This is a genomic window from Microvirga yunnanensis (assembly GCF_025460875.1).
Window position 1 is genome coordinate 64,933 of sequence record NZ_JAMXFI010000025.1, and the last position, 23,689, is coordinate 88,621.

21 protein-coding genes are annotated in these 23,689 nt (G+C 66.0%); 11 read left to right on the top strand and 10 right to left on the bottom strand.

The annotated features are described in order from the left end of the window. The 4 genes from NF876_RS14695 to NF876_RS14710 are packed head-to-tail and all read left to right on the top strand — an operon-like array spanning window position 1 to window position 2,380. The gene (locus NF876_RS14695; RefSeq protein WP_262269533.1) at window positions 1-480 is read left to right on the top strand and encodes an urease accessory protein UreE; all 480 of its coding nucleotides are present in this window, start codon (window positions 1-3) and stop codon (window positions 478-480) included. Further along, a complete protein-coding gene (locus tag NF876_RS14700; protein ID WP_262269555.1) occupies window positions 473-1,174 on the top strand; it encodes an urease accessory protein UreF in 702 nt (233 codons plus the stop codon). Before NF876_RS14695 ends, NF876_RS14700 begins: the two co-directional genes overlap by 8 nt. Continuing rightward, a complete protein-coding gene (gene ureG, locus NF876_RS14705) occupies window positions 1,168-1,794 on the top strand; it encodes an urease accessory protein UreG (RefSeq protein ID WP_262269556.1) in 627 nt (208 codons plus the stop codon). The genes NF876_RS14700 and ureG overlap by 7 nt, the downstream gene beginning before the upstream one ends. Before the next feature lie 16 nt (window positions 1,795-1,810). Then, a complete protein-coding gene (locus tag NF876_RS14710) occupies window positions 1,811-2,380 on the top strand; it encodes a HupE/UreJ family protein (RefSeq protein ID WP_262269534.1) in 570 nt (189 codons plus the stop codon). A gap of 126 nt (window positions 2,381-2,506) precedes the next feature. Here NF876_RS14710 and NF876_RS14715 read toward each other — a convergent pair whose 3' ends face one another. Together NF876_RS14715 and NF876_RS14720 are read right to left on the bottom strand one after the other, a co-directional pair. Then, the gene (locus NF876_RS14715; protein WP_262269535.1) at window positions 2,507-3,256 is read right to left on the bottom strand and encodes a hypothetical protein; all 750 of its coding nucleotides are present in this window, start codon (window positions 3,254-3,256) and stop codon (window positions 2,507-2,509) included. Between the two features lie 195 nt (window positions 3,257-3,451). After that, window positions 3,452-4,888 (bottom strand): protein adenylyltransferase SelO, encoded by a 1,437-nt coding sequence (locus NF876_RS14720; RefSeq protein ID WP_262269536.1) that lies wholly within the window; start codon window positions 4,886-4,888, stop codon window positions 3,452-3,454. A 718-nt stretch (window positions 4,889-5,606) separates the two neighbouring features. Between NF876_RS14720 and NF876_RS14725 the strand changes: the two genes are divergently transcribed. Then, the gene (locus tag NF876_RS14725; RefSeq protein WP_262269537.1) at window positions 5,607-5,921 is read left to right on the top strand and encodes a hypothetical protein; all 315 of its coding nucleotides are present in this window, start codon (window positions 5,607-5,609) and stop codon (window positions 5,919-5,921) included. A gap of 23 nt (window positions 5,922-5,944) precedes the next feature. Here the strand turns inward: NF876_RS14725 and NF876_RS14730 are convergent, their stop codons facing one another. Further along, window positions 5,945-7,330 carry a L,D-transpeptidase family protein gene (locus NF876_RS14730; protein WP_262269538.1) on the bottom strand — a complete coding sequence of 462 codons (1,386 nt, stop codon included), beginning with the start codon at window positions 7,328-7,330 and terminating at the stop codon, window positions 5,945-5,947. A 121-nt stretch (window positions 7,331-7,451) separates the two neighbouring features. On the opposite strand from NF876_RS14730, the gene mfd reads away from it, so the two are divergent. Next, window positions 7,452-10,784, top strand: a complete 3,333-nt coding sequence (gene mfd, locus NF876_RS14735) for a transcription-repair coupling factor (RefSeq protein WP_262269539.1) — start codon at window positions 7,452-7,454, stop codon at window positions 10,782-10,784. A 98-nt stretch (window positions 10,785-10,882) separates the two neighbouring features. Next, a complete protein-coding gene (locus NF876_RS14740) occupies window positions 10,883-11,110 on the top strand; it encodes a hypothetical protein (protein WP_173949566.1) in 228 nt (75 codons plus the stop codon). Window positions 11,111-11,711: 601 nt separating this feature from the next. On the opposite strand, the gene NF876_RS14745 is transcribed toward NF876_RS14740, so the two are convergent. From NF876_RS14745 to NF876_RS14775, 7 genes are all read right to left on the bottom strand, one after another. Continuing rightward, complete coding sequence (locus tag NF876_RS14745; RefSeq protein ID WP_262269540.1) at window positions 11,712-12,269, bottom strand: histidine phosphatase family protein; 558 nt, start codon at window positions 12,267-12,269, stop codon at window positions 11,712-11,714. Window positions 12,270-12,353: 84 nt separating this feature from the next. Beyond that, window positions 12,354-13,175: an alpha/beta hydrolase gene (locus NF876_RS14750; RefSeq protein WP_262269541.1), complete on the bottom strand. Its 822-nt coding sequence runs from the start codon at window positions 13,173-13,175 to the stop codon at window positions 12,354-12,356. A gap of 10 nt (window positions 13,176-13,185) precedes the next feature. Then, window positions 13,186-13,884 (bottom strand): ABC transporter ATP-binding protein, encoded by a 699-nt coding sequence (locus NF876_RS14755; protein ID WP_262269542.1) that lies wholly within the window; start codon window positions 13,882-13,884, stop codon window positions 13,186-13,188. Then, window positions 13,884-14,639 (bottom strand): ABC transporter ATP-binding protein, encoded by a 756-nt coding sequence (locus tag NF876_RS14760; protein ID WP_262269543.1) that lies wholly within the window; start codon window positions 14,637-14,639, stop codon window positions 13,884-13,886. The genes NF876_RS14755 and NF876_RS14760 overlap by 1 nt, the downstream gene beginning before the upstream one ends. Continuing rightward, window positions 14,632-15,663 (bottom strand): branched-chain amino acid ABC transporter permease, encoded by a 1,032-nt coding sequence (locus NF876_RS14765; protein WP_262269544.1) that lies wholly within the window; start codon window positions 15,661-15,663, stop codon window positions 14,632-14,634. Before NF876_RS14765 ends, NF876_RS14760 begins: the two co-directional genes overlap by 8 nt. Before the next feature lie 9 nt (window positions 15,664-15,672). After that, on the bottom strand, window positions 15,673-16,593 hold the full coding sequence (locus tag NF876_RS14770) for a branched-chain amino acid ABC transporter permease (protein WP_262269545.1): 921 nt from the start codon (window positions 16,591-16,593) through the stop codon (window positions 15,673-15,675). A 137-nt stretch (window positions 16,594-16,730) separates the two neighbouring features. After that, a complete protein-coding gene (locus tag NF876_RS14775) occupies window positions 16,731-17,906 on the bottom strand; it encodes an ABC transporter substrate-binding protein (protein WP_262269546.1) in 1,176 nt (391 codons plus the stop codon). Between the two features lie 398 nt (window positions 17,907-18,304). On the opposite strand from NF876_RS14775, the gene NF876_RS14780 reads away from it, so the two are divergent. The 4 genes from NF876_RS14780 (at window position 18,305) to NF876_RS14795 (ending at window position 23,689) form a co-directional block, all read left to right on the top strand. Continuing rightward, a complete protein-coding gene (locus NF876_RS14780; protein WP_262269547.1) occupies window positions 18,305-19,954 on the top strand; it encodes a benzoate-CoA ligase family protein in 1,650 nt (549 codons plus the stop codon). Between the two features lie 99 nt (window positions 19,955-20,053). After that, window positions 20,054-22,408 (top strand): bifunctional salicylyl-CoA 5-hydroxylase/oxidoreductase, encoded by a 2,355-nt coding sequence (locus NF876_RS14785; protein ID WP_262269548.1) that lies wholly within the window; start codon window positions 20,054-20,056, stop codon window positions 22,406-22,408. 1 nt (window position 22,409) lies between these two features. After that, on the top strand, window positions 22,410-23,177 hold the full coding sequence (locus NF876_RS14790) for an SDR family NAD(P)-dependent oxidoreductase (protein WP_262269549.1): 768 nt from the start codon (window positions 22,410-22,412) through the stop codon (window positions 23,175-23,177). Window positions 23,178-23,179: 2 nt separating this feature from the next. Beyond that, window positions 23,180-23,689: a MarR family winged helix-turn-helix transcriptional regulator gene (locus NF876_RS14795; RefSeq protein WP_262269550.1), complete on the top strand. Its 510-nt coding sequence runs from the start codon at window positions 23,180-23,182 to the stop codon at window positions 23,687-23,689.

Genomic DNA, 23,689 nt, shown 5'->3' on the forward strand with positions numbered 1-23,689 from the left:
ATGATCCGCGCCACATCCATCATCCGCCGAGACGCCATCGAGCAGGACCGCATCGTCGACGTCATCACTCTCGACCATGGCGATCGCCATCGCCGCCGCATCATGCTCCATGCCGACGGCGGAACCGCCTTCCTGCTCGATCTCGACCGGGCCGACGTGCTGGAGGACGGCGATGCCATTCGGCTCGAGAGCGGCTGGCTCGTCGAGGTACGGGCCGCGCCGGAGAAGCTCGTGGAGATCACCACGGAGGATCCCCTCGATCTCCTGACCCTCGCCTGGCACATCGGCAACAGGCACGTGCCGGCGGAGATCACCCGCGCGGCGATCTACATCGGGTACGATCATGTGCTGGTCGACATGCTGATCGGATTGGGTGCCCGGGTCGAGATCGTCGAGCGGCCTTTCCGACCGGTCCGCGGCGCCTATCATCACCACGAGCATGGCGGGCATTCCCACCATCACGGGCACGGCCATGGATGACGGATCCCCGAAGGGGCGCGGACTGGACGAGACGGCGGCGATCCTGCCGCTCTTCGCCTGGCTGTCGCCGTCCTATCCGGTCGGCTGCTATGCCTATTCGCATACCCTCGAATGGGCCGTGGAGGCCGGCGACATCACCGATGAGACGTCGCTCGTGGCCTGGCTGCATGACCTCCTGACGCTCGGCCTGGGGCGCAACGACGCCATTCTCCTGAGCCATGCCTACAGAGCCATCGCGCGGGATGATCGAGAGGCTCTCGAGACCGTCAACGAACTCGCTCTCGCCCTGTCGCCTTCCGCCGAGCTCCATCTCGAGACCAGCCAGCAGGGGCGCAGTTTCCTGGATGCGACGCTTGCCGCATGGCCGTCGCCCCGGCTGACGCCCCTCGAGGGCGACGTCGCTTTCCCGGTCGCCATCGGCATGGCGGCGGCGGCTCATGCCGTTCCCCTGGCGATCACATCGCCCGCCTATCTCTTCGGGCTCGTGCAGACGCTCGTGTCGGCGGCCATCCGCCTGGCGCCCATCGGCCAGACGGCAGGCATCCGGGTGTCCGCCGCCTTGGCAGGTTCGGTGCAGGACGTCGCCCGGGAGGCGATCGGTCTCACGCTCGACGACATCGGCGGCTCGACCTTCCGGGCCGATCTCGGCTCCTTCCATCATGAGAACCAGTATACGAGGTTGTTTCGATCATGACTTCTCACACGGGACCCCTGCGGGTCGGCATCGGCGGGCCGGTCGGGTCCGGCAAGACGGCCCTCATGGAAGCGCTGTGCAAGGCGTTCCGCGAGCGCTATGACATCTGCGCGATCACCAACGACATCTACACCAAGGAGGATGCGCGGCTCCTGACCGTCGCCGGCGCGCTGCCTGTGGAACGCATCATGGGCGTGGAGACGGGAGGATGCCCGCACACGGCGATCCGTGAGGACGCCTCCATCAACCTTGCGGCCATCGCCACCATGCGCAAGCGGTTCCCGGCCCTCGACATCGTGCTGGTGGAATCCGGCGGCGACAATCTGGCGGCGACGTTCTCGCCTGAACTTGCCGATCTGACGATCTACGTCATCGATGTCGCCGGGGGCGAAAAGATCCCGCGCAAGGGCGGTCCCGGCATCACGCGTTCGGATCTCCTGGTGGTCAACAAGATCGATCTGGCGCCCCATGTCGGGGCCGATCTCGCGATCATGGAGGAGGACACCAGGCGCATGCGCGGCCAGCGTCCGTACGTGTTCAGCAACATCCGCGACGGCGTCGGTGTCGATGCCATCGCGACGTTCATCGAGCGGGCCGGCGGTCTGTCGGCGGCAGCCTAACAGGGGGATCATCGACATGTTCAAACGCTCGGTTCTTGCCACGCTGTTCATGGCGGCAGCCATGCCGGCCCTGGCCCATACGGGTCATGCTTCGGCATCGGGCTTCGTCTCCGGATTCTCGCATCCTCTGGGAGGGATCGACCATGTGCTGGCCATGGTGAGCGTCGGCCTGTTCGCGGCCCTGCTCGGGGGGCGGGCCATGTGGGCGCTGCCGGCGAGCTTCGTCGGCATGATGCTGGCGGGCGGAATCCTAGGCCTGACCGGCATCGCGATTCCGGCCGTCGAATTCGGCATCACCCTGTCCGTGGTCGTGCTGGGCGCCGTCGTCACATGGGGCCGGCAATGGCCGATCCAAGCCGCGGCCGCTTTCGTCGGCGTCTTCGCGGTCTTCCATGGCCATGCGCACGGTGTGGAGATCCCGTCCGGGGCCAGCGTCGCGCTTTACAGCCTCGGCTTCAGCCTCGCGACCGTCCTGCTGCATGGAGCCGGCATGACGGTCGCGACCATCACAGCCCGCCAGGCGCATGTCGGCCGGTTGGCCGGCGCGGCAATTGCGGTTGGGGGCCTGGTTCTCCTCATTGGATAGAGTACGCACGTTCGATCCGAGGCGATTCTCTGTACCGCCGTCGTTCGAACGAAGACGTGACGGCACCATGCAGGTCCCTGGTTGATGCCTTCCGCCAAGGACCTGTCGCATGAAGCTCAGGCCGAGTCAGCGCTTGCCGCCGCCATTGCCGTGTCCGCCATTGCCGCCGCCATTCCCGGCAGGGCCGTCCTGATCGGTCCCGTCGCCGTTGTTGGAGCGCCCCGGATTGGACGAGTCGTTGCCGTCGTCGTCGTTTCCGTGGCCGTTGTTGCCGTGGCCGCCGCCGTTCCCGGCATTGCCATGGCCGGCACGTCCGTCCTGGTCGGGGCCGTCACCGTTGCTTGAGCGGTCCGGATGGGATGAGCCGCTGCCGCGACTGCCGACGCCGGCATCCGTGTTTGCGCCTGCGCCGACGGTCGAGCCGGCCGAGCCGCTCGCATTGCCACCGCTGTGGCCGCCGGGGCTGGCCGGACCGGGCGTGCCGCTGTCTGCCACGGCCCCGCCAGGGCCCGGGGTCGCGCTGCCGCCGGTCACGCCCGTGTTGCCTGGACCAAGCGTGCCGCTGCCGACTGTCCCGGGCGCACCACGGTCGGTCCCGGGACTGGTGGCAGAACCGCTGCCGATGGATCCGGTCACGGTGTCCGGCCGGTCCCTGTCCACCGGACGGTCCAACCGGCGCATCGCTTGCGGTCGAACCACGCAGCGACAGGTTTCCTGGCCGTGGACCACATGGAGCCGGCAGTTGCGGTACAAGGAGGCATCGGCAACGGCGGGCACGCATTGCCGGCCGGTTCCGACACTCTGGGCATCGGATGGCGTTGTCAGGACGAGGAGGAGGGCCGTGCTGGACAAAGCGAGAGCGCATGAACGCTTCATAGGGTTCACCTGCATCGAGATAGGTTCGGTGATGGGCCGCATTCGCAGCGGCCCGCTTGGCTAGAAGACGTTCATAAGGAAATAACGTTCCATCGCGTGGGGAAAATGATGCTCCTTTCGGAATGGGAGCTTTGGCGACGTTCGAGGCGTCCGAGCTGAGCAGCGGTGCTGGCTGTGAGGCCCGGCCTGCATTCATCAAGCTTGCGCGGGACGATCTGTTTCGTAGGCTTCGGCCATGCCGCGGATCTCGGTCAGCTTGGACCTGAACACCTCCCAGTCGTCCGACGCGGCAATCGGCGCCCAGAGCGCCTCGACCTCGTCGATCAGCATGGTGCAGGGCGTGATGCGGGAAAAATAGGGATGGTCGAGCCGCAGCCCGGGGGCCGGATCGAAGGTGCCGAGCGCTGCCAGAACGGGCTCGAAGGATGCCTGCGCGTAGAGATTCGCGGAGGGGCTCCCGGCCGCGCGCTCCGCACGCGCACGACCGCCGTACCAATCGAAGAAGGTCTGCTCGAAAGGCGCCTTGGTCTCATGGAGAAAGGTCCATAACGCCTTGGCCAAGGCTCCATCCTGCTCGAAGCCCCTGGATTGAAGGCCGAGGCGGCGCATGATGGCGCCGGTGAACTCCCGGTGCAGGGCGGGTTCGAAGGCGCCCAGCGCCTGCTCGAGACTGCTCTGCTCGGCAAGCGGCAGCAGGCACTCGGCCAGGCGGAACAGGTTCCACAGCAGCGTGTCGGGCTGGCGCCCGAAGGCATAGAGACCGGTCTCGTCGAAATAAGCGGCCGTGAAGCCGGGTTCGTAGACGGGCAGGAAACGCCACGGCCCATAATCGAAGCTTTCGCCCGTGACGTTGATGTTGTCGGTGTTGAGCACCCCGTGCACGAAACCGGCCGCCATCCATTGCGCGCCCATGCGGGCCACGCGCCGGCAGACCTCCTCCAGGAATGCCGGTGCACGACCGGCTTCGTCGTCGCGCCATGCGTGCGGCATATAGGTCTGGATCGTGTAGTCCAGGAGCCGGCGGAGATTGTCTGTCTCGTTTAGGTACAGCAGCCGCTGGAACGTTCCGATACGGATATGGGAATGACTGAGGCGCACGAGAACCGACGAGCGTGTGGGCGAGGGTTCGTCGCCGCGCTCCAGTTCCTCGCCCGTTTCCACCAGGCTGAAGGATTTCGATGTCTCGACGCCGAGCGCCTCGAGCATTTCGGTCGCCAGGACTTCGCGCACGCCGCCCTTCAGGGTCAGGCGGCCATCCGCGTGGCGCGACCACGGGGTCTGACCGCTGCCTTTCGTGGCGAGGTCGAGGAGCCTGCCATCCTGGCCGTCGTGGAGCTGTGCGAAGAGAAACCCGCGTCCGTCGCCCAGATGCGGATTGTAGGTGCGGAACTGATGGCCGTGGTAGCGAAGGGCAAGGGGCTGCAGGAGGCTGCCGGGGAGCGGCTCAAAGCGCCCGAAATGATCGAGCCACTCGTCGTCGCCGAGGGATCCGAGCCCGATCCGCTCCGCCCAGCGCTGGTTGCGATAGCGCAGAATATGCTGCGGGAACCGCGCCGGATGAACGATGTCGTAGAAGTCCGGACCGAGTTCCTGATGGCGCATCGAAGCGCGGTATGCGGCGGAGGGCGGCATGCATCGTATCCCGTGAACTCGTGTTCAATCCCACGGCGCTCGAAATGTTCAGATGTTCCCAGCGAGTTCAAGCGGGTGATCGAGCGAACCTCTATGGCAGCCCCCGCGAGAGCCGCTCGACGGGACATCGACGGTCATGATGGATGGCGTTACAATATTTCGAATTGTGGCAACGCCGCGCTCTCCGAAGCTCGTGCGCAAAAATAATGCACAGGTTCGCGGGAGCGAAAAGCTTCGCATTTTCCTCACGTTCCGACTTGTTTTTCATCCGCCCAGCTGGTGCCGTTTCGACAATCTGCGCGTTTGTCTCTTGGCTGCCAACGAGAGGTCCCTTAGGATTCTCTCAACAAAGCAGACGGGAGGAAGGGTTATGGCATACAGGGATGTGCTGAGCCTTTGCGGCCGGATTGGCCTGATCGTGGCTGCGTTCGCATTCGTCGCTGGAATTGTTGCAGGTCCCCTCCTCGAAAGAGTGTGGTCGTCTCGCCTGACGGTCACCCAGAACAACGGTGCGCCGGTGCCGGCGCCGGCGCCACCCAAAGTCCCGGCGGAATCTCAGGCAGGGCAGCCGGGCTAACACCTTTTTAGAGGTCTCTGGGCCATACCACATCGTCGCCGGTCCCGGCGCGAATGCGGCTTCTTTTCGGATCAGGATGCGATGAGCAGCGAGACACTATTGCGGCAGGAGATCCGTGATTCTCTCGGATTCGTCCGCAGCATGATCGATCATTATTCGGGGCTCTACACGGGTGAGAACCTTACCCAGGACGTGCTCCGCTTTTGTGACGAGGTGGCGATGTCCGCAGCCCCGAATCCCCGCCTGAGAGAAGCCCGCCGTGTCGTCGAGGAACGGTGCCGTCAATTGGCTCATGCGACGGACCGGTTTTCGCAGCGCGATCCGGCCTGGATTGCGGCCGTGCGGGCGCAGGCCGTCGCCGCGATCGATGTGTTCCAGGATGCCGCTTTCGAGTCGCACAAGGCCCGTGCGGCCATCCCGTCATCCGGACGGCTGTTGCGCCGCAAGAGCCTGTAGCCCATGGCGCATCCCGCGCCGTGTCAGAGGCGCTTGGGCTTGATCGACGCCGTCGCGGGCACATCGACGATCTGAGGCTCCGGAACGGGATCGCTCTTCGCCGCATCGAGCCCGTACACATCGTCTCGGAAATGCACGGCGCCATCCGCCGTCGCATATCCGGTCAGATAGACCCACGTGACGGGGACCGGCTTGTCGAGACGGATGTCCTGACGGTTTGCGTTGGCGATGGCCGTGTTGATCGCGTCCTTCGTCCAGCCGCCGGCCTGCCCGTTCGTGCCGCGCAGGAGCCACTCGGCGAAATCGGCGACTTCGGCCACGCGGACACACCCTGAGGAATGGAAGCGGGCGTCCTGCGCGAAGAGCTGCTTCTTGGGCGTGTCGTGCATGTAGACGGCGTGCTTGTTGGGCATGTCGATGCGGATCTGCCCGAGCGAATTGATCGCGCCGGGATCCTGGCGGAGCGTATAGTTCACCGCATTGTCCGTCGACCAGTCGAGGGTCTTGGGATCGACCTCCTGTCCCTTCGCGTCGAGGATGCGGATCTTCATCTTCTCCAGATATTCGGGATCCTTCCGAACGTGGGGGATGATGTCCTTCTTGATCAGGGAGACCGGTACGGTCCATGTGGGATTGACGTTGACGGCGGTCACGCGGGTCTCGACGGTCGGCGAGGGACGGTCGACTTTTCCGGCAATGGCCACGTAGCGCCGGGCGACCTGTCCGCGCTCCACGGCTTCGACTGCGGCCGACGGGATGTTCACCACGACATAGCGGTCGCCGAACGAAAACGTGGATCCCGCGAGCCTTTGGGCGGAGGCAGTCAGCTGACGGTGCCGCGTGAGCGCCGGGACGTTCAGAGCCTCCAGGGTCCGGGCTCGGACTGCGCCGGATTCCGGCAGGCCGTGGCGTGCCTGGAACCGCTTCACCGCTCCGGTCAGATCGGCATCGAAGGTCGTGCTCGAAGCCAGATCGGCCGGAAGATCGCCCTCGGCGGCGAGCCGCTGCCGCAAGGTCGTGACGAGCGGGCCCTTGTCGCCGGCCTTGAGAACCGTGCCGGCAGGCAGATTGGGCCACCCTCCGGCTTCGGCGATGCGCTTGTAGGTCCACGCCGCTCGCATCGTGTTGATGAAGGTGCTTCCATCCAGGGTCGGGCGGGGATCCTGCGAGATCGAGACCACCGGGGCGGGCACGGTCTTCTCCATCGGCTTGACCGGTGCCGCAGGTGCCGCTTTCGGCCGCAGGTCGGTCCCCGCGGCGGGGGCAGCCGGGTTGCTCGGCGATGCCTGGACCGGGCTGGAAGGATTGGGGTTTTCAGCGGCCGCAAAGGCATCCGCATGGCTCCCGAAGGTGGAGCACGAGAGCAGAGCCAGTCCAAGGCAGAGACGTTTTGCATTCCCGTAGGTCATGCTTCGACTATGGACAAGGATGGTTTACAAAATGCTGTCGGGGGGGGACGGAGGCATGCCTGCAACTGGGACGGCGCCCGAACGTTGTCCCCGGTCCCGAGCCCCGTCACAAGAGTGCCCCATGCGTGCCAAGCCTGCCCCCTCTGAGGATATCAGGCGGATCGACCTTACCTTGCCATCTCTCCTTGGCCTCCATGCCATCCGCCTGCTCGAGCAGGTCACGGCGGCCGGACCGTCCGGAGCAATCTATGTCGCCGGCGGGGAGCGCTGGGCCGAGTTGTTGGTGCAGGCCTTGAGGGGTTTGGCTCCCGACCTCGACGTCGATCTCCTGCCGCCCTGGGATTGTCTTCCATACGACCGCGCTTCGCCTTCGCGGGAGATCATGGGGCGGCGCATGGCGGTGCTCCGGCGCATGAGCGGAACGAGCACGAAGCCGCGGCTCCTTGTCGCGAGTGCGGCTGCCGCCCTTCAGCGCGTGCCGCAGCCCAGCATCGCGGCTGAGGCGGTCTTTGGCCTCACGACCGGCGGAGCGCTGTCGTCGGACGCCCTCAAGGACTATCTTCATCGCGCCGGCTACATCCTCGACGAGCGCGTGGACGAGCCGGGGGAGGCGGCGTTCCGGGGACAGGTGATCGATCTGTTTCCCGCCGACCATTCCTCGCCCTATCGGATCGAACACGACGGGCGAAGCATCGTGGCCATCCGCTCCTACGATCCGATTTCCCAGCTCACCGAAACCGAAGTCGAGCATCTCCTGATCGGACCTGCTTCGGAACTCGTTCTGCCGCAGGCGGAAGAGAGCGATCCCTCCATCGACCGGTTCGACGGGATCGAGCATCTCCTGCCGGAATACTGCCCGCGCCTTGTGACGGTCTTCGACTATTGGCCGGATGCGGCCGTCATCGTGGACGGTATGGCGGAGGAGAGGCGACCGCTCGTGATGGAGCAGGTCGCCGATGCGTACGACAACCGAACGAGCATGCGCGGGCAGGGGAGCGCCAAAACATCCGCCGTGTCGCCCGAACGGCTTTTTGTCCCGGACGACGAGTGGGCGGACCTTCTGTCGAGGCGACGGGTCACCTATATCCACGCCGCATCGGAGGGCGATACACGGCAGGTTGCGGTGCCGAACTTTGCGATCGCGTCGAGGCCCTCCAAGGATCTCGCCGATTTCCTGCGTGCGCAGATGGAGGCTGGCCGCAAGATCATCCTGGCTGCGGCCGCCCGCTCGGATCTCGGCCGGATCAAGCGCCGCGTTCAATCCATCGGGCGCGCCGAGAACGTCGAGAGCTGGGGCGATGTCGTAGACGGACCTCCCGCGGAATGGTTCGCCCTGCAGGTCGAGCTCAGGAAAGGCTTCATCGACGAGCGCGACGGCATCGTGCTGATCACGGCCGGCGATATCCTGGGCAGCCGTATCAGCAGCGGGGTCGAGAGAGATGTCAGCTCTGCCGCTTCCAGTCTCATGGATGGGGGTTTTCATGTCGGCGATGCCGTGATCCACATCGATCACGGCATGGGGGTGCTCGAAGGAATGGAGACCATTCCCGCGGGTGATGCCGGCATGGGCGACGCCGTCAGACTGAAATACGCGGCCGACACGACGCTCCTGATGCCGGCAAAAGAGATGGATCGCATCTGGCGCTATGGCCCGATGGCGGACTCGATCTCCCTCGATAAACTGAACAGCGATGCGTGGTCGCTCAGACGTGAGACGATCGAAGCGGAGATCAAGGAAACGGCCGAACGGATCACGGGACTCGTCGAAGCCCGCAAGGGCACGAAACTGGAGCCGCTCGTGCCGCCAAGCCGCGATTATGAACGGTTCGTCGCTCGCTTCCCTTTCTCGGAGACAGCCGATCAGATCCGCGCCATCGAGGAAGTTCTCGACGATCTCTCGTCTGGTCGGCCGATGGACCGCCTGGTCTGCGGTGATGTGGGTTTCGGCAAGACGGAGGTTGCCCTGCGCGCCGCCGCCGCCGTCGCGCTTGCCGGCAGGCAGGTGGCCGTCGTTGCGCCCACCACCGTGCTTGCGCGCCAGCATGTGCGGAGCTTCCAAAGGCGCTTTGCCGGCTTGGGCATCGAGGTCGCCCACCTCTCCCGGCTCGTGTCGCCGGCCGAGGCCCGGGCAGTGAAGAAGGGGTTGGCGGACGGATCGATCCGCATCGTCATCGGCACTCATGCGCTTGCGGCGAAAGGGGTGACCTTCAAGGATCTCGGTCTTGTGATCATCGACGAGGAACAGCGGTTCGGCGCCGCTCAGAAAGCGAAACTCAGAACCCTCGCGGAAGACGGGCATGTCCTCATCCTGACGGCCACGCCGATCCCACGGACGCTCCAGTCCGCCTTGGTCGGCTTGCAGGAACTGAGCATCATCGCGACGCCTCCCGCGCGCCGGCAACCGATCCGCACGTTTCTCACGCCGTTCGATTCCGCAAGCGTCCGGGAAGCCCTCATGCGCGAGCGCCGCCGCCGCGGCCAGAGTTTCGTCGTCTGCTCCCGGGTCGAAGACATCGAGCCGATGCGCGAGCGGCTCGCGAAGCTCGTTCCCGAACTGACAATCATGGTCGCCCATGGCCAGATGAACCCGTCGGAGACCGACGAGGTGATGATCCGTTTCGCCGATGGCGAGGGCGACGTCCTCCTCGCCACCAATATCATCGAGAGCGGCCTGGATGTTCCCCGCGCCAACACCATGCTTGTGTGGCGCGCGGACCGCTTCGGGATGGCGCAGCTCCATCAGCTGCGCGGTCGCGTCGGGCGAGGGCGGATCCGGGGCGTGGCCTACCTGGTGACGGAGCCTGGCGAGGAGCTTCCGCAAGCCACGGAGAAGCGACTGCGGACGCTCACAGCTCTCGATCGCCTCGGAGCGGGATTTGCCATCAGCGCGCAGGATCTCGACCAGCGCGGGGCGGGAGCGCTTCTGGGAGAGGAGCAGTCGGGTCATGTCAAGCTCATCGGCACCGATCTCTACCAGCACATGCTCAAACACGCTCTGCGTGGCGAGACCCTGGATGACGATTGGACCCCTGAATTGAACATCGGGCTGACCGGTACGATTCCCGACGCGTACGTGAACGATCCAGAGATGAGGATCAATCTCTACGCGCGTCTGGCGCGCCTCGAGTCGTCGGAGACGATCGACGAGATCGAAGCGGAGATCGAGGACAGGTTCGGTCCCATCCCTGATCCGGTTCAGAACCTCCTGAGGCTGGCGAACGTCAGGCAGCTCTGCCGGCGGATCGGAATCGCCCGCGTGGATGCGGGACCTCAGGCGATCGCATTGACGTTTCGGCCTGGCGCGGCGGAGAAGCCTGCCCTGCAGCGGATGATCGACGAATCTCAGGGGACGCTGCACTGGAGCAAGGAGCGGCTCATCTTCTCGGCGTCGAGCGAGCACGCGGACGAGCGGCACACGCGTATTCTGGGTCTGCTCGGCACGCTTGACGGATGAACGATCTCCGGCAATTCCGGGACTTCGACGTGGAAATGCCGTGAACGGATCCGGCCCAGCCGACTTGATAGTAAAACGGTCTTGAACGTGAGGAAGCCATGACGTCCGAAGAGATCAGTGAGCTCAATGCTGCACGCGAAAACCTCGTGAAGCGGCGCAGGGAGATGGCGCGTCAGATTTCCGAGGCGCCGCTGCCCTCCATCGAGATGGCTGAGGAGCTCACGAAGATCCTCGTCGCCATCGAGGCTCTGGACCGGGCGCTCAACGAGGCGGGCCATCCTTATATGAGCCAGGGTGTCGTCGAGCAGTTGAGGGCCGATACGTAACGTCTCGAGCATCGGACGGACCCAGAGGGCCACGCCCGTGAAAAGTGGATCCGGTATTCGCTGACGCGGCCCTTCGGGTCACTAGCGCGGCCCGCTGGGTCCGCCTCATCCGATGCGCCGGTCCAGAGAGGGAGCATCGGACGTGAAAAGCGGGTCCAGGTTGGGATCGAACCCGGTGGGGACGTGGGAGGATGGTGAGAGCGGGCGATGACACCCTCCACACGTCATGGCCGGCCTTGTGCCGGCCATCCCGATTGTTCGAAGCGCGGCGCTCTTCCGACCGGGATCACCGGGACGAGCCCGGTGATGACGGGGAGAAGGTGGCACCCTCCCGTCACGGTCGAAACCTCCCATGTCATGGCCGGCCGGTCATCACCCGCCTCGTGCCGGCCATCCCGATCGTCCGATGCTCAGCGGACCCGAAAGCTCGCACGATGCGCCGGTGAAGAGAAGGAGCCTCGGATGAATCCCGAAAGGGGCGTCCACTTTTCCCGTCCGAGGCTCTAGTGACCCGCAGGACCGCGTCAGCGACCCGAAGGGCCACGCTAGTGAATACCGGGCCATTTTTCGCTGACGCGGCCCTCTGGGTCCGCACGATGCGCTAAGGCTTCACCCGTCCCACCACGTCGAACCCGGCGCCGGGCTTCGGCCTGAGAACGAGCATTTCTCCCTCGCCGGGAAAGATCCCGGTGAGGGCCGTGATGTTGACCTGATGCGTCACGAGCACCAGGACGCCGTTCGAGCGCCATTCCTGAACGGTGCGGCGCAGGGCCTCGGTCCGTGCCGGCTCCTGCTCCTGTCCCGAAAAGAAGGAATCCAGCGGCGGGAAGGGCTCCGCCAGGGCGCCGAAGGCCAAGCGGGCGGTCTCGAGCGCGCGGCACCAGCGGCTCGAGAGCACGCGCTCAACGGGAATCTGCCGCGACCTGAACGCCGCTCCGATCGCCTGCGCCTGCGTTCGGCCCTCGGTCGAGAGGTTGCGCTGGGTCGCGCAATCCTCGAGCCGGAAATCGGCCGGGTCGCCGGTCCCCGGTGCGCGCGCATGTCGAAAGAGCGCCACGGTGCCTCCGTGCCGCAACGCCTGCCAAGCATCCTCCGACGCCAGGAGCGCCTGCGGCCAGGCCATCGCGAAAAGGAGAAGAAGTGCCAGCGCGACAGGCATGCGTCACCAGCCGATCCATGTCAGCGTCACCGAGAATCGCAACGTCGGACGGCGGCGCGGGTTCCCGTTCGACCGGCCGGTCGCTCAAGCGTCGGCTGCCAGATCCATGATCAGGTCCACGAGCGGGTCGCTCGGGTCGGCGAGCCCGGCGATGACGTCGAAGTGGTTTGCGCCCGGCACCTCGTGATAGCGAGTCGCAACGCCCGCCTCGCCCCAGCGATCCACGATGGCGCGGGACTGGCGCAGGAACTCGTCGCTCTCCGCTCCCCCGACCACCGCGACGAGACGACCGCCCGCGGGCGGATCCCATTCCAGCGGGCTCAGGCGGTGCGCTTCCTCGATACTCAACCCGAGCGCCCTGTTGATCGAGGTCGTGACCAGTGGCGGCAGATCGAACAGACCGGAGATCGGCATCGCGACCCGGACCGGAAACTGGAGCCCGCCGGAGCGCGCCATGAGGCACGCCGTCAGGTGCCCGCCGGCGGAATGGCCGCTGACCACGAGAGGCCGGCCCATGCGGTGCATGACGAAATCGGCCGCGGCCTCGATCTCGGACACGATCGCGGCGAGGCTTGCGGCCGGCGCGAGCGTGTAGCTCGGGATCGCCACCGTGAGCCCGCGCTCGTTGGCGCCGCGGGCCAGGTGGCTCGACGTGGATTTGTCGAGCGACTGCCAATAGCCGCCATGGATGTACAGCACGACCGGGCCGTCCGCGTCCCCGCCCGGCGGGTGGAAGAGGTCGAGACGGTGACGCTCGCCGTGTCCGTAGGCGAGATCGAGTTCGCAGCGTGCGCTTTCGCGGTAAGCGGACGAATCCCGCTGCCAGCCGGCGATGTGAACGGGGTGTTCGGGAACGCGCGCCCGGTTGTTGTACTCGGCCTCGAGGTCGAGATCGTCGGCTGCCATGAAGGGATCCTCAAACGTGGAGATACCGGTCCTTGAGACTTGGATCGGTCATCAGCTCATCGCTCGTCCCGGTCCAGACCGAGCGGCCCTTCTCGATGATCACGTGACGGTCGGCGAAGCTCGACAGGGCGCCGATGTTCTTGTCGATCACCAGGATCGACTGGCGTTCGCCCTTGAGGCGCTTGAGGCACGTCCAGATCTCGGCGCGGATCAAGGGCGCAAGCCCTTCGGTGGCCTCGTCGAGAATGAGCAGCTTGGGATTGGTCATGAGGGCCCGGCCGATGGCGAGCATCTGCTGCTCGCCGCCCGAGAGCTGGGTGCCCAGGTTGCTTCGGCGCTCCTTCAGGCGCGGGAAGAGGTCGTAGACAGCCTCGAGCGTCCAGCGGCGCGAGCCCGTCCGGGCCGAGGCCGTGGCGACGAGATTCTCTTCCACCGTCAGGGTCGGGAAGATCTGCCGGCCCTCCGGCACGAGGCCGATGCCGGTCTGCGCGATGCGGTAGGGCGCGAGGCCCGTCACGGCGGCGCCGTCGAACCGCACCTCGCCGCCGCGGGGGCGGAGCAGGCCCATGATGGACCGGATGGTGGTGGTCTTGCCCATGCCGTTGCGGCCGAGCAGCGTCACCACTTCGCCGGCCTTCACCTCAAGGGAGATGTCGAAGAGCACCTGGGCGGCGCCATAGGACGCCTGGAGCTGTCGGACGGAGAGCATCAGACCGTCTCCTCTTCGCCGAGATAGGCCGCGCGGACCTCCGGATGGGCTCTGATCCGCTCCGGCGTGTCGGTGGCGATCACGCGGCCGTAGACGAGAACGGACACGCGGTCGGCCAGGGAGAAGACCGCGTCCATGTCGTGCTCGATCAGCACGATCGTGAGGCGGCTCTTCAGGCGGCGCAGGGTCTCGACCACGCGCTGGGATTCGTCATGGCCGGTGCCGGCGAGCGGCTCGTCGAGAAGCAGCAGCTTCGGCTGTGTCGCGAGCCCGATGGCGAGCTCGAGCTGGCGCTTCTCGCCGTGGGACAGGAGCCCCGCCGGGATGTGGGCGCGGGCGCCGAGTCCGACCTCCGTCAGGCATTCCATGGCGGGCTCGTTCAGGGCCTTCTCCTGTGCGGCGTTGCCGAAGAAGCGGAAGCTCGATCCCGCGCGCGCCTGCACGGCCAGCGCCACATTCTCGAGGGCCGAGAAACCGGGCAGGATCGACGTGATCTGGAACGAGCGCGCGAGCCCGCGCCGGACCCGTTGCGGCATCGAAAGAGCCGTCACGTCCTCCCCGGCGAACAGGATGGATCCGGAGTCGGATGACAACGTTCCCGAGATCTGATGGATCAGCGTCGTCTTGCCCGCGCCGTTGGGTCCGATGATGGCATGCAGCTCGCCCGGTTGAACGGAGAGGCTGACGTCGTCCGCGACCACGAGAGCGCCGTATGCCTTGCGCAGATGGCGGAGTTCGAGCAGAGGATCAGCCATGGTGAGGCCTCCGCAGCAGGCCCATGATCCCGCCTCGGGCGAACAGCACGATCAGGATGAGAAGGGGACCGAAGACCATCTTCCAGTTCTCGGCGAGGTGAGCACGCGTCGCGTCGCCCAGGAAGAAGCTCAGGCCATGCAGGATCTCCGGCAGGAACTCCTCCAGCAGCAGGAAGGCGGCCGCGCCCACGATGGCGCCGTGCAGGGAGCCGAGCCCGCCGAGCACGACCATGAAGATCAGCTCGCCGGAGCGCTGCCACGTCATGAAGGCAGGGCTGACGAACTCCGCCTGATTGGCCAGGAGGCAGCCGGCGAGACCTGCCAGCATGCCGCTGACCACATAGGCCACGAGCTGAAACCGGAAGGGCTGGAACCCGATGGCTTCCATGCGCACGGCGTTCTCCCGCGTGCCGCGCAGGACGCGGCCGAACCGGGACGCGACGACGGATCGCGAGAACGCATAGGCGCCGAGAAGGCAGAGCAGGCACACCCAGTAGAAGGCGAAATCGCTCTCCAGAATGCCCGACCCGGCCACGAGGCTGCGCGACGACAGGGTCATGCCGTCGTCGCCGCCGTAAGCCGCCAGCGACGTGGCGAGGAAGTACAGCATCTGCCCGAAGGCCAGGGTGATCATGATGAAATAGACGCCCTTGGTTCGCAGGGAGATCGCCCCCGTGACGAGGGCGAAGAGCGCCGAGGCGGCAAGCGCCACGGGAACCTGCACGAGGGCATCCTCGACCCCGTGGCTGGCGAGGATGCCGACCGCATAGCCGCCGATGCCCAGGAAGGCCGCGTGGCCGAAGCTCACGAGCGCCCCGTAACCGAGGATGAGGTCGAGCGCCATGGCGGCGATGCCGAAGATCATCACCCGGGTCAGCAGGGACAGGACATAGCCTTCGGCCCCGGACGCCATCGCCAACAGGGGCGCGGCCGCGAAGGCGGCAAAGAGCACGATGGGAACGATCTCGAGCCGTGGCCTGAGGGAAGGCATGGGAGCGGCCTGCGTTTCGGCGAGTTCGGTCATGGACGCACCCTAGCGCTTCACGGGAAACAGGCCGGACGGGCGGAAGAAGAGCACCGCAGCCATGAAGATGTAGATCAGCATCGGGGCGAGGGCCCGGCCGGTCTGGCTCGCGGCCGCTGGATCGAGCACGAGGCGCAGCAGGTTCGGCGCGAAGCTGCGCCCGACCGTGTCCACGAGGCCGATCAGGAGGGCTGCGAGGAACGCCCCGCGGATCGATCCGATCCCACCGATCACGATGACCACGAAGGCGAGGATCAGGATGTTGTCGCCCATGCCCGGCTCGACCGACAGGATCGGCGCCACCATCGCGCCGGCAAAGCCCGCCAGCATGGCGCCGAAGCCGAACACGACCATGAACAGCCGCTGGATGTTGACGCCCAGCGCCGACACCATGGCGGCGTTGCTGGCGCCGGCGCGCACCAGCATGCCGACGCGCGTATGGTTGACGAGGGCGTAGAGCAGGGCCGCGACCACGAGCCCGGCCGCGATGATCGCGAGGCGGTAGACGGGATAGAGCAGCCCGCTCGCGATCTCGATGGAGCCGGACAGGAGCTCGGGAACGGGAACGCTCAGAGGCGCCGCGCCCCAGACGAACTTGACGCCCTGGTTCAGGAACAGGATCACCCCGAAGGTCGCGAGCACCTGGTCGAGATGGTCGCGGTCGTAGAGATGACGGAAGACCAGCACTTCGAGCAGAAGGCCGAAGGCCAGCGCGGACGGCAGGGCGAGAAGCAGCGCCCAGCCGAAGCTCCCGGTCCAGGCGGCGAACGCCGCCACCAGGTAGGCGCCGACCATGTACTGCACGCCGTGGGCGAGATTGATGAAATCCATCACGCCGAACACCAGGGTCAGCCCGGCCGCGATGAGAAAGAGGATAAGGCCGAATTGAAGGCCGTTCAGAGCCTGGACGAAGAGGAGAGTTGCGTTCATCGGCACGTCACCGGCTATAGGCCTGCATCGATCAAGCCCCGCTCGGCGCCTCCACGCGGAAGCGCCGGGATGCTTGCGTCCTGGAAGAGGGATCGATCCGTCCCATGAGCACGGATCGATCGTCAGTCCGATGCGCGTCAGTTCGTGGCGGCGCATTCCTTGGCATAGGCGTCGGTGTAGTCGTCGAACACCTTCTCGACGATTTCCGTCTCCAGCTTGCCATCGGGACGCTTCGCTGCCTTCACCAGATAGAAGTCCTGGATCGGGAAGCCGTTTGCGCCGAACTTGAAGTCGCCGCGCAGGGACTTGAACTCCGCCTTCTTGATCGCGGCGCGCAGGGCCTCCTTGTCGTCGGTCTTGCCGCCGGTCGCCTTGAGGGCGGAGTCGATCAGCAGGGCCGCGTCGTAGGAATGCATGGCGTAGGACGCCGGCACCGTGTTGTAGGCGGCCTCGTAGGCCGCGACGAACTTCTTGTTCTCCGGGGTGTCCAAGTTCGGAGCCCAGTTCGACCCGCTCAGCATGCCTATGGCGGCATCCTGCTGCGCCGGCAGGTTGGTCTCGTCCACGGTGAAGGCCGAGAGGAACGGGATGCGGTCGGCGAGGCCGGCCGCGCGGTACTGCTTGACCAGGTTCACGCCCATGCCGCCCGGCATGAAGGTGAAGATCGCGTCCGGCTGCATGGAGGCGATCTTGGCGAGCTCGGACTGGAAGTCGAGCGTGTTCAGCGGGATGTAGGATTCCTCGACGATCTCACCCTTGTAGTGGCGCTTGAATCCGGCGAGCGCATCCTTGCCGGCCTGATAGTTCGGCGCGAGCAGATAGACTTTCTTGTAGCCGCGGTCCTGCGCCACCTTGCCGAGAACCTCGTGGTTCTGGTCGTTCTGGTAGGAGGTCGCGAAGAAGTACGGGCTGCAGCTCTTGCCGGCGAGATTCGAGGGGCCGGCATTCACGCTGATGTAGAAGGTCTTGGCGTCGACGATGGGCTTCTGCGTCGCGACCGCCACGTTGGAGAAGATCGGCCCGACCACGAAATCGACCTTGTCGCGCTCCAGAAGGCCCTTCACCTTGGTCACGGCCACGTCGGGCTTCAGTTCGTCGTCGACGACGATCACCTCGACATCGCGCCCGCCGAGCTTGCCGCCGAGGTCCTTGACCGCGAGCTGGAAGCCGTCGCGGGCGTGCTGGCCGAGCACGGCCGAAGGACCGGAGAGGGTCAAAAGCAGGCCGACCTTCAGCTTCTCCTGCGCCATGGCCGGCACCGCCGCCAATCCGACGGCGGCTGCGAGGCCAAGGGTCTTGATCGTCACGTTCATCATTGTCTCCCGAGTGGCTGTTCCCTGCGCACATTTGTTGTGCTGCGTGATTGTTCCCGGCGGGACGCGGCGCGTCTCGACGGACAAGGCGGCGCTACTCTGCCGCAAATCGTTTCTGCCGAACACTCCCTTTGTCGGAGCCCTTCCCCCGGCATCCCCAGCCTTTGCCCAATCTTTGGGATTGCCAAGGATTGTTTTAAGATTAAAATATTTCTCGGGTTCTTCAAGCGGATTATTTCGCACGGGAAGGCAGGCGGAATGACGAGCGCGTGATTGGCGGCGGATGGGCGGCAGCACGGGGTTCGCCATGCAGCGCGATCCCTCGGCGTGCCGCCCCGGCTCGGCCAAGCTCAAGGCGCGGCGTCCTCCCGGCTCATAGTAAGACAGAGGAGCGGACGATGGCCGACACGGCGCATGTGGATACCTTCGCGAGAGACAATCTTCCGCCTCGGGATCAGTGGCCGGAATTCCGGTTCTCGCGGCCGGAGCTCCAGTATCCCGAGCGGCTCAACTGCGCCGTCGCGTTCCTTGATCGATGGGTCGAGGAGGGCCGGGGGGACGAGCCCTGCCTGATCAGCCCGACCGAGTCCCTGACCTACCGGGCGCTGCAGGAGCGGGTGAACCGGATTTGCAACGTGCTGGTCCACAAGCTCGGCTTCGTGACCGGCAACCGCGTCCTGCTGCGGTCCGCCAACAATCCGATGATGGTGGCGGCCTATCTGGCGGTCCTGAAGGCCGGCGGGGTCGTGGTCGCCACCATGCCGCTCCTGCGCGCCAAGGAGATCGCCTATCCGCTGAGGAAGGCGAAGATCACCATCGCGTTCTGCGACCATCGGCTGGCGGACGAGATGGAGCGGGCCAGGGCGATGGCGCCGGATCTGCAGCACGTGGTGTACTGGGGCTCGGGCCAATCCGACAGTCTCGAAGCCCTGATGGCGGAGGTGTCGCCGGACTTCGAAGCGGTCGATACGGCGGCGGACGACGTCTGCCTGATCGGGTTCACCTCCGGCACGACCGGCGAGCCCAAGGGCACCATGCATTTCCACCGGGACATGCTGGCGATCTGCGACGGCTATGCCAGGAACGTCCTGCGGCCGGAGGCGAACGACCGCTTCATCGGCTCGCCGCCGCTCGCCTTCACTTTCGGGCTCGGCGGAATCGTGCTGTTCCCCATGCGGGTCGGTGCCTCCACCGTGCTGCTGGAGAAGGCCGGACCGGACGATCTTCTCCCAGCCATCATGCAGTACCGGGCGACCATCTGCTTCACGGCGCCGACTGCGTATCGCGCCATGCTGTCGAAGCTCGAAGGCTATGACATCTCCTCGCTGCGCAAATGCGTCTCGGCCGGCGAGCCGCTGCCGAAGGGAACCTTCGAGGCCTGGAAGGCCGCCACGAACATCCGGCTCATGGACGGGATCGGCGCGACGGAAATGCTGCACATCTTCATCGCCGCCACCGAGGACGAGATCCGTCCTGGCGCGACGGGCAGGCCGGTTCCGGGCTACGAGGCCAAGGTGGTGGACGATGAGGGGCGGGACCTTCCCCCCGGCAGCATCGGGCGCCTCGCCGTCCGTGGGCCGACCGGATGCCGCTATCTCGCGGACGAGCGGCAAGGCAAATACGTGCAGGACGGCTGGAACGTCACCGGCGACACCTACCTCATGGATGAGGACGGGTACTTCTGGTACCAGGCCCGGTCCGACGACATGATCATCTCGGCCGGCTACAACATCGCCGGTCCGGAGGTCGAGGCCGCGCTCCTCACCCATCCGGCCGTGGCCGAATGCGGCGTGGTGGGGGCTCCCGACGACGGACGCGGCACGGTGGTCAAGGCCTATGTGGTCCTGCGCCCCGGCCAGACCCCCGGTCCGGACCTGACGAAGGCGCTCCAGGATCACGTGAAGGCCGAGATCGCGCCCTACAAGTACCCGCGGCTCATCGAGTTCGTGGACGCCCTCCCGCGCACCCAGACCGGCAAGCTGCAGCGCTTCGCCCTGCGCCAGATCGCCCAGGAGGCCGACGACCACCAGGAGGCGATGAGCGCCTGACCGTCCGATGGCCAGGAACAACAGAGGATCGGGCGGACAGGTTGATCTGCAATTATTTTAAGCTTAAAACAATAAGCTCAATTCTCGGGTGGGATTCTCATGAAGACGGCGATCATCGGCGGTGGCCCGGCGGGGCTCTATTTCGCGATCCTGCTGAAGAAGCTTCGGCCGGATTCCGACATCACGGTCTATGAGCGCAACCGCGCCGACGAGACGTTCGGCTTCGGGGTCGTGTTCTCCGACGCGACCCTGGACAATTTCGAGAAGTACGACCTGCCGAGCTACCAGCGCATCGTGCGGGAATTCGCCTATTGGGACGACATCGCAATCCATTTCCGCGGCACCGAGCACCGCATCGGCGGCAACGGCTTCTGCGGCTGCTCCCGCCGCACGCTGCTCCTGATCCTGCAGGATCGCGCGGAGGAACTCGGCGTCCGCCTGCGCTACGAAGCGGATGTGGATGACGAGAGCCTGTTCGCCGACGCGGATCTCGTGGTCGTGGCAGACGGCATCAACAGCCGCTTCCGCGAGCGCTATGCGGACCACTTCCAGCCGGAGGTGGACTTGCGGCCCAACAAGTTCACCTGGATGGGCTCGACGAAGCCGCTCGATGCCTTCACGTTCATCTTCCAGGAAACGGAGTGGGGGCCGTTCATCGCCCATGCTTATCAGTACGAGGCGAACCGCTCGACCTGGGTGTTCGAGACCGATCCGGAGACCTTCGAGCGGGCCGGCTTGAAGGACATGAGCGAGGCCGAGTCGGCCGCGCTCATGGAGAAGATTTTCGGCTGGTTCCTGGGTGGGCATCGCGTCCTGACCAACCGGTCGATCTGGCGCAACTTCCCGATGATCCGCAACAAGCGCTGGGTCATGGGCAACAAGGTGCTGCTCGGCGACGCCAAGGCATCGGCGCATTTCTCCATCGGGTCGGGCACGAAGCTCGCCATGGAGGATGCGATCGCGCTCTACGAGGCCTTCCGCCGCGACCCGAGCGTCGCGGGTGCGCTGTCGCTCTACGAGACCGGACGGCGCGAAGAGGTCGAGAAGACCCAGCACGCGGCCGATGTATCCCTGGTCTGGTTCGAGCACGTGGCGCGCTTCTGGGATTTCGATCCGGTGCAGTTCGCGTTCGGCGTCATGACCCGCGCGAAGGCGATCACCTACGACAACCTGCGCCTGCGCGCGCCCGACTTCGTGGCGGCCGTCGACCGGACCTTCGCCAGACAGGTGCGGCAGCAGGGCTTCGACGTGTCCATGGACGGCCCGAACGCCCCCATGTTCCAGCCCTTCCGCCTTCGCGAGATGACCGTTCCCAACCGCGTCGTGGTCTCGCCGATGGACATGTATTCGGCCCGGGACGGCGTGCCGGGCGATTTCCATCTCGTGCATTACGGCGCGCGCGCCACCGGGGGCGCCGGACTGGTCTTCACGGAAATGACCTGCGTGTCGCCGGAGGCGCGCATCACGCTCGGCTGCACGGGCCTGTGGAACGACGAGCAGGAGACCGCCTGGAAGCGGATCGTCGACTTCGTCCATGCCAATTCGGGTGCGAAGTTCTGCCTTCAGCTCGGCCATTCCGGCCGCAAGGGCGCCACCAAGCTCATGTGGGAGGGCATCGACCGGCCGCTCGAAGAGGGCGCCTGGGACATCTGCTCGGCGTCCCCGATCCCCTATTTCGAGGACAGCCAGGTGCCGCGCGAGGCGACCCGCGCCGACATGGACCTCATCAAGTCGCAATTCGTCGAGGCCGCCAGGCGCGGCGAACGGGCCGGGTTCGACATGCTCGAGCTGCACTGCGCCCATGGCTACCTCATGGCGAGCTTCCTGTCGCCGCTCACGAACCGGCGCACGGACGAATACGGCGGCTCTCTCGAAAACCGGCTGCGGTTTCCCCTCGAGGTGTTCGACGCCATGCGCGAGGTCTGGCCCGCGCACAAGCCCATGTCGGTGCGCATCTCCGCGACCGACTGGGTCGAGGGCGGCATCGATGGCGACGACGCCGTGGAGATCGCCCGCGCCTTCGCGGAGCATGGCGTCGATCTCGTCGACGTGTCGACCGGGCAGACCGTCCGCGAGGCCCGGCCGATCTACGGGCGCATGTTCCAGACGCCGTTCTCCGACCAGGTACGCAACGAGGCACGGGTCGCCACCATGTGCGTGGGCAACATCACGGCGGCCGATCAGGTGAACACGATCCTGGCCGCAGGCCGCGCGGATCTCGTCGCCCTCGGCCGTCCGCATCTGGTCGATCCGTTCTTCACCATGAAGGCCGCCGCCTGGTATGGCGCCAAGGACATTCAATGCCCGCCGCAATACCTCGCCGGCAAGGACCAGATCTTCCGCAACGCCGTGCGCGACCGGCAGGATCTGGAAGAGCTCAAAGTGAAAGCGAAGCCCAAGACCCGGGCGGAGCTGAAGATGGAGGCCGGCGAGAAGCCTCTCGCGGCGGAATGAGATGACCATGACACCTCTCACGGGGCGGCATGCCCTGGTGACCGGCGGCGGTCGCGGGATCGGCCGCGCCATCGCGGCATCGCTCGTCAAGGCCGGTGCGACGGTCACCGTCGCCGGGCGGTCTCCCGCGTCGCTCGAACAGGCGGTCGCGCAGGGCGACGCCCATGCGGCTGCCGTGGCCGATGTGACGGACCCGCAGGCGATCCAGCGCGCCGTGCGGGACGCGGTCGAGCGCCATGGCCCTGTCGACCTGATGATCGCCAATGCAGGCTCGGCCGCCTCCGCGCCGTTCCTGAAATCGGGGCCCGACATGTTCCGGCAGATGCTGGACGTGAACCTCCTCGGCGTCACCACTATGACGCAGGCCGTGCTCGGCACCATGATGGAGCGCGGCTTCGGGCGCATCGTGGCGGTCGCCTCGACGGCAGGCCTCAAGGGCTATCCGTATGTGAGCGCCTATTGCGCCGCAAAGCACGCTGTCATCGGCTTCGTGCGCGCGCTCGCGCTCGAGACCGCGAAGACCGGCGTGACCGTCAATGCCGTGTGCCCCGGCTTCACCGACACCGATCTCGTGGCCGAGAGCCTCGAGCGGATCATGGCGAAAACCAACAGGACCCGGCACGAGGCGCTCGCCGAACTCGTGAAGCACAACCCGCAGGGTCGGCTGATCGATCCCGCGGAGATCGCCGACGCCGTGCTCTGGCTGTGCGGCGAGGGCGCGCGCTCCGTGACGGGACAGGCCATCGTGTTGGCCGGGGGAGAACTGTGACGATGGACGACCAGGTCATTCCGCTCGATGCCGAGACCAAGGCCGTCGAGCAGCCCGAGGACCACCGGGAGGAGCTGCGCCTGTGGCTGCGGCTTCTCACCTGCTCCACCCTGATCGAGGGCGAGGTGCGCCGCCGCCTGCGCGAGAGGTTCGACGTCACGCTGCCCCGCTTCGACCTGATGGCGCAACTCGACAAGGCACCGGACGGCATGATGCTGTCCGATCTCTCGAAGCGCATGATGGTGTCGAACGGCAACCTCACGGGCCTCGTCGACCGGCTCGTCGCGTCCGGCCATGTGGTTCGCACCGTATCGCCGACCGACCGACGCGCCATGGTGATCAGCCTGACGGATGAGGGCCGCGCCGAGTTCCGCGCCATGGCGGGCGAGCACGAACACTGGATCGCCGATCTCTTCGGCGATCTCAACGCCAAGGACCGCACCGATCTCATGCGGCTTCTCGCGAAGACCAAGCTGTCCGCCCGGCGCGCCATCATGGGAGACGATCAGTGA

Coding starts and splice junctions, on each gene's coding strand:
- NF876_RS14695 (WP_262269533.1), top strand. CDS start 1: ATGATCCGCGCCACATCCATCATCCGCCGAGACGCCATCGAGCAGGAC.
- NF876_RS14700 (WP_262269555.1), top strand. CDS start 473: ATGGATGACGGATCCCCGAAGGGGCGCGGACTGGACGAGACGGCGGCG.
- NF876_RS14710 (WP_262269534.1), top strand. CDS start 1,811: ATGTTCAAACGCTCGGTTCTTGCCACGCTGTTCATGGCGGCAGCCATG.
- NF876_RS14715 (WP_262269535.1), bottom strand. CDS start 3,256: ATGAAGCGTTCATGCGCTCTCGCTTTGTCCAGCACGGCCCTCCTCCTC.
- NF876_RS14720 (WP_262269536.1), bottom strand. CDS start 4,888: ATGCCGCCCTCCGCCGCATACCGCGCTTCGATGCGCCATCAGGAACTC.
- NF876_RS14725 (WP_262269537.1), top strand. CDS start 5,607: ATGATCGATCATTATTCGGGGCTCTACACGGGTGAGAACCTTACCCAG.
- NF876_RS14730 (WP_262269538.1), bottom strand. CDS start 7,330: ATGACCTACGGGAATGCAAAACGTCTCTGCCTTGGACTGGCTCTGCTC.
- mfd (WP_262269539.1), top strand. CDS start 7,452: ATGCGTGCCAAGCCTGCCCCCTCTGAGGATATCAGGCGGATCGACCTT.
- NF876_RS14740 (WP_173949566.1), top strand. CDS start 10,883: ATGACGTCCGAAGAGATCAGTGAGCTCAATGCTGCACGCGAAAACCTC.
- NF876_RS14745 (WP_262269540.1), bottom strand. CDS start 12,269: ATGCCTGTCGCGCTGGCACTTCTTCTCCTTTTCGCGATGGCCTGGCCG.
- NF876_RS14750 (WP_262269541.1), bottom strand. CDS start 13,175: ATGGCAGCCGACGATCTCGACCTCGAGGCCGAGTACAACAACCGGGCG.
- NF876_RS14755 (WP_262269542.1), bottom strand. CDS start 13,884: ATGCTCTCCGTCCGACAGCTCCAGGCGTCCTATGGCGCCGCCCAGGTG.
- NF876_RS14760 (WP_262269543.1), bottom strand. CDS start 14,639: ATGGCTGATCCTCTGCTCGAACTCCGCCATCTGCGCAAGGCATACGGC.
- NF876_RS14765 (WP_262269544.1), bottom strand. CDS start 15,663: ATGACCGAACTCGCCGAAACGCAGGCCGCTCCCATGCCTTCCCTCAGG.
- NF876_RS14770 (WP_262269545.1), bottom strand. CDS start 16,593: ATGAACGCAACTCTCCTCTTCGTCCAGGCTCTGAACGGCCTTCAATTC.
- NF876_RS14775 (WP_262269546.1), bottom strand. CDS start 17,906: ATGAACGTGACGATCAAGACCCTTGGCCTCGCAGCCGCCGTCGGATTG.
- NF876_RS14780 (WP_262269547.1), top strand. CDS start 18,305: ATGGCCGACACGGCGCATGTGGATACCTTCGCGAGAGACAATCTTCCG.
- NF876_RS14785 (WP_262269548.1), top strand. CDS start 20,054: ATGAAGACGGCGATCATCGGCGGTGGCCCGGCGGGGCTCTATTTCGCG.
- NF876_RS14790 (WP_262269549.1), top strand. CDS start 22,410: ATGACCATGACACCTCTCACGGGGCGGCATGCCCTGGTGACCGGCGGC.
- NF876_RS14795 (WP_262269550.1), top strand. CDS start 23,180: ATGGACGACCAGGTCATTCCGCTCGATGCCGAGACCAAGGCCGTCGAG.